This window comes from Streptomyces viridochromogenes, assembly GCF_001270495.1.
Taxonomy (GTDB): Bacteria; Actinomycetota; Actinomycetes; order Streptomycetales; family Streptomycetaceae; genus Streptomyces; species Streptomyces viridochromogenes_A.
Map to the genome: position 1 here is coordinate 1 of NZ_LGUR01000085.1, position 772 is coordinate 772.

At 64.1% G+C, this 772-nt stretch carries 1 protein-coding gene; it reads left to right on the forward strand.

Annotation, left to right across the window (positions count from 1 at the left end; genetic code table 11):
* Window positions 1–772, forward strand: a 772-nt coding sequence (locus tag ADK36_RS10035) for an alpha-amylase family glycosyl hydrolase (protein ID WP_267887396.1), incomplete at both ends; no start/stop codon positions are given.

Consider the following 772-nt stretch of genomic DNA (forward strand, 5'->3'; position numbering starts at 1 on the left):
ACTCGACTACCTGCAATGGCTGGGCGTCGACTGCCTGTGGCTGCCGCCCTTCTTCAAATCGCCGCTGAAGGACGGCGGCTACGACGTCTCCGACTACACGTCGGTGCTGCCCGAGTTCGGCGACCTCGCCGACTTCGTGGACTTCGTGGACTCCGCCCACCAGCGCGGCATGCGGGTCATCATCGACTTCGTCATGAACCACACCAGCGACCAGCACCCGTGGTTCCAGGAATCGAGAAAGGACCCGGACGGCCCGTACGGCGACTACTACGTCTGGGCCGACGACGACAAGAAGTACGCCGACGCCCGCATCATCTTCGTCGACACCGAGGCCTCCAACTGGACCTTCGACCCGGTCCGCAAGCAGTACTTCTTCCACCGCTTCTTCTCCCACCAGCCGGACCTCAACTACGAGAACCCGGCCCTGCAGGAGGAGATCCTCTCGGCGCTGAAGTTCTGGCTGGACCTGGGCATCGACGGCTTCCGGCTGGACGCCGTGCCCTATCTGTACGCCGAGGAGGGCACGAACTGCGAGAACCTTCCCGCGACCCATGAATTCCTGAAGCGGGTACGGAAGGAGATCGACGCCCAGTACCCGGACACGGTGCTGCTGGCGGAGGCCAACCAGTGGCCGGAGGACGTCGTCGACTACTTCGGCGACTACCGAAGCGGCGGCGACGAATGCCACATGGCCTTCCACTTCCCGGTCATGCCCCGCATCTTCATGGCCGTACGGCGGGAATCCCGCTACCCGGTCTCGGAAATCCTCGCC